The sequence below is a fragment of the Bacillus sp. JJ1521 genome (assembly GCF_036965165.1).
In the GTDB taxonomy this organism is placed as follows: Bacteria; Bacillota; Bacilli; order Bacillales; family Bacillaceae_L; genus Ferdinandcohnia.
Genome location: NZ_JBALOX010000142.1, coordinates 6,627 through 12,941 on the forward strand (window position 1 = coordinate 6,627; position 6,315 = coordinate 12,941).

Consider the following 6,315-nt stretch of genomic DNA (forward strand, 5'->3'; position numbering starts at 1 on the left):
CCTATAATCTGTTCAAATGAATATTTAGAACCTTGCACTTTTTTTAATTCTGGTTTATAAAAGTCTAGCTTGCTCTCAACTACATTTAAGCGCTGAACCAACGATTTTAACTCGTTAATATCCGTATATAATACCTTGCCTATAGCCCCAACAACTTTCCCCTCTTTCCAAATAGGGGTACGCATGACAATAATACTTTTATCCTTTACGATCATAAATGAACCAATTTCTGATTGTCCCGTTTCCACAACAATATGCATTCGTGTATTTTCAATTACTTCTTTAACATGCTTACCAATTACATTTTGAACTTTAACACCAAGGAACTCACAGTAAGTTTGGTTCATCATTGTTATGAGTCCTTGTCTATCAATCATGATAACCCCGTCATATAATAGTTCTATAATTTCCTTTAATTGTTCTACCTCTTTTTCCCTTTCGTCAAGCAGATTAAGGATATGTTTAAGTTGATTAATCATGCCTAATCTCCCCTTTAGATCCTTTTATTAAAAATTTGTTTTGTCCATACTTATTCGACAAACACCAAAATCTTCCTTCAAAATTATTCCAAACACTGCAAGACGGTAAAAAAAAGACCCGATACATCCATTCTGTATCAGGCCTTCGCACTTAGTACAACATTGCTTTTTTCTTTAAGTTTTTTGTCATAGATGACAGTTGTAAAAATCGAAACAATTAATAATACAGCTAGGACCGTAAATAACATGCTCATTCCCCATAAATCAACGAGCAATCCACCAAGGACAGGTCCAATCATTCTACCACCTGTTGCAGTACTATTCACAATCCCTTGATAAAAGCCTTCTCTTCCTTTTGGTGCAAGATCATTTGCGATCGTTGGAACAGCTGGCCAAACAAACATTTCACCAACTGTTAAAATAATCATAGCCACCAAAAATCCGCTAAATGAGCTTGCAGTCGAAACAATTAGAAAAGAACAAATAAAAATAAGGATTCCAATGATAATTTGTTTTTTCAAGGATTTTGCAAAGGATTTTATCGCCATGTTCAGTAATGGCTGCCCGAGAACAATTAAGCCTCCATTCACTGTCCATAATAAACTATATTGCTTTAACGTAATTCCGATTTCCTGTGTATAGCTTGATATTGTAGCCATCCATTGCACATAGGCCACCCAACATAAAACATAACCAATACAAAGTATTAACAAGGCAGTTAATTTTGACCGATTTTTTACTGTTTTAGATTGTTCTAAAAGGGTCGATTGGGTTGCCTTTTCGGCATGAATTCCACGATAACCGAATAGTGCTACTAAGAAGAATAAGACATACATGAATGTATTTGCCATAAAAATATAATCAAATGAGTAGGAAGCAACAAAACCACCAAGACCTGATCCTATCGCTACACCTAGGTTTTGCGCGATATAGACGGCATTAAATGACTTCCTTCCACCTTCTGGCCAAACGGCTCCTGCCATTGCGAACATGGCTGGAAACACCATCCCAGTACCTAGCCCAATGATTGTAAGAAAAATAACATAATGCGGCCAACCATGGTAGAAGGTCAATCCTGTAAGTGCCACTAATGAAATCAGGATTCCTGTTAGAATCGACTTATAGCCGCCAATTTTATCAAATAGGACACCGCCCACTAAATTTCCAATCACGGTTGCACCCGCATTCACCATTAACACAAGACCTGCAACAGATAAAGATTTTCCCAGATGTCCATGAATATAAATGGCGTTTAAAGGCCATAAAAAAGATGACCCAGTCACATTAATAACCATTCCAATAATGATCATCCAAAGCGCTCTCGGCATTACGGGCACCTCCTTTTTTACTTTATTCATCCATATCAAAACAATTCTATTCCCTGATACACATTTTATCAATTTAAAAAAGTATTCCGACTAAATGGACATAGAAAACCGACAAGCGAAGTGTCCACTTGTCGGTAGATAAATTATTCAGGACGCTGTTTTGATTTTACTGGCTGTCCTTTTTCTAGGTATTTTTGTTTTGATTTCTTCACAGGATTGTAATCCTGTCCGAATTCCACATCATGGCTATTTACCGCATTTTTTGTTTTTTGTTCAGGATTGTTTTGATCTGAACGCTTTTTCATAAGCTCATCCCCTACATTTTATACTCTTGAATGACATTCGCATCCAGAGTCATATCATTTTGGAGTTGCTGCAACTGAAGTCTCATTCGATGCAATTGCTCACGTTGCTGACCATTACAATTCATGGCAAGCTTAGCCAATTCGTTTGTGACTTCCTCCAATTGCATTTGGGCATCCGTATACTCCGTTGCATTATAAGCTTCCTGTCTTCTGGCAATGGTAATTTGTTCTTGGGCATTACGAAGAGAATCCTCACAGCGCTGCAAAAATGCCTCAACTGATTGTCGAGTAGCCATTTTTCTCCCTCCTACCTAATCAAATGCGCCCAGATTTTTTCGAGCTTGCTCGAAAATCTACCGTTGAAAATCTGTGGCATCCGCCAAAGGCTTTCACTAATTCAGTTGGGGTTTGGGCCCGACTGAATTAGTGAAAAATGAGAAAAACTAAAGCTTTCTCCTTTATAGTGTGTTCATCCACGATTTCTTTTCTCAACAAAGATATTACCAATTTATGAGGCCCACACGATATGGGTCACAAAGGCGAAGACATCTGGAAGTGGCGTTCTAGTCTTTGATCATTCGAATTTTCCATTTGAGTTACTTGAAGCCCACATGCTAAAATTCAATGTAGGAATTTTTTTAGTTAGGAGGGGCAAAAATGCCTCAAGTTAATCCATTCGCATACACAAGTGATAATAAAAGATACCATACATGGAATTACCATTTGCGAAATATATTTGGCCATAAGGTGTTTAAGGTCGCCCTTGATGGTGGGTTTGACTGCCCAAATCGAGATGGTACAGTCGCACATGGCGGCTGCACATTCTGCAGTGTGTCAGGCTCTGGTGACTTTGCCGGAGACCGAGCTGATGAGATTCTCACACAGTTCCATACGATCAAAAATAAAATGCATGAGAAATGGAAAGACGGTAAATACATGGCGTATTTCCAAGCTTTCACGAATACACACGCACCTGTAGAGGTATTACGTGAACGATTCGAACCCGTTTTAAATCAAGAAGGGGTTATCGGTATTTCAATTGCAACAAGACCTGATTGCCTTCCAGATGATGTTGTCGAATATTTAGCAGAGCTAAATGAAAGGACATACCTTTGGGTTGAGCTTGGCTTACAGACCGTACATGAAAAAACAGCACAACTTATCAATCGTGCACATGACTTTCAGTGCTATATCGATGGTGTCAATAAGCTTCGTAAGCACAATATTCGCATTTGCTCCCATATTATTAATGGGCTTCCACAGGAAACCCCAGAGATGATGATGGAAACAGCAAGGCAAGTTGCAAAGCTTGATGTACAAGGAATAAAAATTCATTTGCTACATTTATTAAAAGGGACTCCAATGGTGAAGCAATATGAAAAAGGTCTTTTGGAATTTCTCTCATTTGATAATTATGTACAATTAGTTTGTGACCAACTTGAAATTTTACCCCCTGAAATGATTGTTCACCGCATTACTGGAGACGGCCCAATTGATTTAATGGTAGGACCGATGTGGAGCGTTAATAAATGGGAGGTTCTGAATACGATTGATGCTGAACTAAAACTTCGAGAAAGCTATCAAGGAAAATATTTTAAAAAGGTTGCGGAAAACGTATGAAATTAGATCGCATTCTTCCATTCGCCCGGAATTTACTCAAACTTGCTATAAATGAAGGGGATTATGCTGTTGATGCAACGATCGGAAATGGCCATGATACCGCAATGCTTGCTTCTTTAGTAGGTAAAAGTGGGAATGTTTTCGGCTTCGATATTCAAAAAGAGGCGATTGAAAATACAACTTCCCGTCTGCAAGGGCTAGAGTTACTTGATCGTGTTAGCTTATTTCATGGAAGCCATAATCAACTTTTATCAACAATCCCAACAGAAGCCCATGGCAAAATTACAGGTGCCGTATTTAATTTGGGATATCTACCTGGTGGTAATAAGGAAATTGTCACAAAGCCAGATTCCACGATTGAAGCGATTGAGCAGTTACTTTCTCTTATGAAGCCTGAGGGTGTAATTGTTCTTGTTGTGTATCACGGTCATGAAGAAGGAGCAGTAGAACGGGATCGCTTGTTAGAGTTTTGTTCAACACTTGATCAAAACCGCGCTCATGTTTTAATGTACGGATTTATGAATCAAATAAACAATCCACCTTTTGTTATTGCTATTGAAAAGAGATAAAGCAGTATTAAAATTCATTATGTTGTCATTTATGTCTAGCTCCAGGCGCCATCGGCTCGAGGTCATAAGCCAATCGCTTCGGAAGGTAAAGAGCACCTTCTGTCAGCGCTCGTCTTATGCTTGTCGCCGATAATCGGGCGCCTTGCGCTTTTCTTATCCAAATACATGTTGAAATCGGCGGTAAGCCCGTCCATTCACATAAAAGAAAAAGGATGTCTTCCCACCAAGCCTGATCATTTTCTTTGCAATTTTTAGGACACTACGCTGCGTTCGAACTTTTTCATCTGATAAATAGAGCCCTAATAAGCCACGATTTATCATTCGATGGAATTTTTCATTTGGCAAACCAGCTGTATGCCTATCCGCTTCAAGAATAAAATGCTTAAGGCGATCCACAAGTTCATTTTCATGTGGATAGTAAAAACAGAAATTCAAGTCTCCACCTTGTCGGTCCTCTTCTTGATCGATGAAATAATCAAGAAGGATATGGAGACCTTGTATATACGGAAAATACCCATTCCGAACTTTCAAAGCAATTTCTTCATTAAATTCCTCGTGAAACGCATAGGCAACCAAACAAAAAATGCCTAATGTTGAGCCTGAGCAGGCTGAGAATTCATACCATTCCATGCTTGGAAGATGATCTTGATGGCTTTTAAACCAAGTCTCGAGCCTTGGTACACGCTCTTCTACCTTAACATGCTTATGTATTTGCAAATCACAATAATAGCTTGCTAACTCCTGTAGATAATCAGCTATTTTATCATAATGGTTGATGTTTTGAAGAACATCCTGACAGGTTGTCACTAGGCTTTCTAAGTAGCCACCATCATCCTGTTCATCGCGATATTGATAATAATTTTTTGTTGGCTTTCCTGGTCGTAATGCATCTGGCATCGAATCGTGAAGCGAACGAAAATCGACAGGGTCTAATGACGTACTGCGATCACAAAGATTATCGAGATAGTCACTAATCGTTTGATAAGCCACAATAAAACGGACGCATTCCTCCATTTTTCCTTCTGATAGTAAGGCAAGGATGGAACCACCTTCACAGTGAAACGTTTTGGTATCAATACTAGCCAATGCCTGCTTCCGTAGTTCCTCGTTTGGAATCTCCTCAGCTTTCTTTTTCCAAACCGCTAATTCACGATGCACAATCGGAAATACCTCACGATACACTTTCTTCATTAAACTAATTGGTTGTGTTGGTACCAAAGATATCACCTCATTAGAAAAGCGTAAGGCGCTCAGCTTTAGGAACATCGACTAAAAACCGCCACGTCCTGTGGCGAACGTCGATGTCAGCACTTCCTCGAAAATGCTATGCATTTTCTTCGTGCGAGGATTATGCTCTCGAAGCTTTCCTTGTCCTGTGCAAGTCAAGCATAAGATGAGCGCTGACAGAAGGNNTGTAGCTAGACATTTAAACTAAATTTGTTATTATATACTATTTTACATTAAACTAATTCCTAATATGAAGATTTACGATACTTGTAAAAGTTGATACACTTACATTAATTGATTTTTCATTGAATATCAAACAATTGAGAGAGGACGTACCTATTATGATTTATCCATACAATGGGAAATATCCTGAAATTGCGGACTCTGTATTCGTTGCTGACTATGCGACAGTTACAGGTGATGTTAAAATCGGCGAGGAGACAAATATATGGTTTAATACCGTAATTCGGGGTGATGTAGCACCAACTATTATCGGAAAAAGGGTGAGCATCCAGGACAATTCAACCTTGCATCAAAGTCCAAACAATCCTTTGATAGTCGAGGATGATGTTACAATCGGACACCAGGTAATCCTACATAGCTCGATCATTCGTAAAAATGCCCTTATTGGGATGGGTTCGATTATTCTTGATGGCGCTGAAATTGGTGAAGGTGCTTTTATTGGTGCTGGAAGTCTCGTTCCACAAGGTAAAAAAATCCCGCCGAACACCCTTGCCTTTGGCCGCCCGGCAAAAGTGATCCGTGAACTAAATGAAGAGGATAAAAA

General features: G+C 39.0%; 8 protein-coding genes. 3 read left to right on the plus strand and 5 right to left on the minus strand.

Features of this window, described 5'->3' with window-relative positions; all coding sequences use genetic code 11:
• From V7147_RS18285 to V7147_RS18300, 4 genes are all read right to left on the minus strand, one after another.
• On the minus strand, nucleotides 1-479 hold a 479-nt coding region (locus V7147_RS18285; protein ID WP_335369288.1), incomplete at its 3' end, for a PAS domain-containing protein.
• Nucleotides 480-616: 137 nt separating this feature from the next.
• On the minus strand, nucleotides 617-1,807 hold the full coding sequence (locus V7147_RS18290; RefSeq protein WP_335369266.1) for an MDR family MFS transporter: 1,191 nt from the start codon (nucleotides 1,805-1,807) through the stop codon (nucleotides 617-619).
• 143 nt (nucleotides 1,808-1,950) lie between these two features.
• A complete protein-coding gene (locus V7147_RS18295) occupies nucleotides 1,951-2,112 on the minus strand; it encodes a glycogen biosynthesis protein GlgD (protein ID WP_335369267.1) in 162 nt (53 codons plus the stop codon).
• 11 nt (nucleotides 2,113-2,123) lie between these two features.
• Nucleotides 2,124-2,408, minus strand: a complete 285-nt coding sequence (locus V7147_RS18300) for a YtzC family protein (protein WP_335369268.1) — start codon at nucleotides 2,406-2,408, stop codon at nucleotides 2,124-2,126.
• Between the two features lie 361 nt (nucleotides 2,409-2,769).
• On the opposite strand from V7147_RS18300, the gene V7147_RS18305 reads away from it, so the two are divergent.
• Nucleotides 2,770-3,732, plus strand: coding sequence for a TIGR01212 family radical SAM protein (locus V7147_RS18305; RefSeq protein ID WP_335369269.1), 963 nt, complete (start codon nucleotides 2,770-2,772; stop codon nucleotides 3,730-3,732).
• Nucleotides 3,729-4,301 carry a class I SAM-dependent methyltransferase gene (locus V7147_RS18310; RefSeq protein WP_335369270.1) on the plus strand — a complete coding sequence of 191 codons (573 nt, stop codon included), beginning with the start codon at nucleotides 3,729-3,731 and terminating at the stop codon, nucleotides 4,299-4,301. Before V7147_RS18305 ends, V7147_RS18310 begins: the two co-directional genes overlap by 4 nt.
• 153 nt (nucleotides 4,302-4,454) lie before the next feature.
• Here V7147_RS18310 and V7147_RS18315 read toward each other — a convergent pair whose 3' ends face one another.
• Nucleotides 4,455-5,492, minus strand: a complete 1,038-nt coding sequence (locus V7147_RS18315; protein ID WP_335369289.1) for a tetraprenyl-beta-curcumene synthase family protein — start codon at nucleotides 5,490-5,492, stop codon at nucleotides 4,455-4,457.
• 377 nt (nucleotides 5,493-5,869) lie between these two features.
• Here V7147_RS18315 and V7147_RS18320 point away from each other — a divergent pair.
• On the plus strand, nucleotides 5,870-6,315 hold a 446-nt coding region (locus V7147_RS18320), incomplete at its 3' end, for a gamma carbonic anhydrase (protein WP_335369271.1).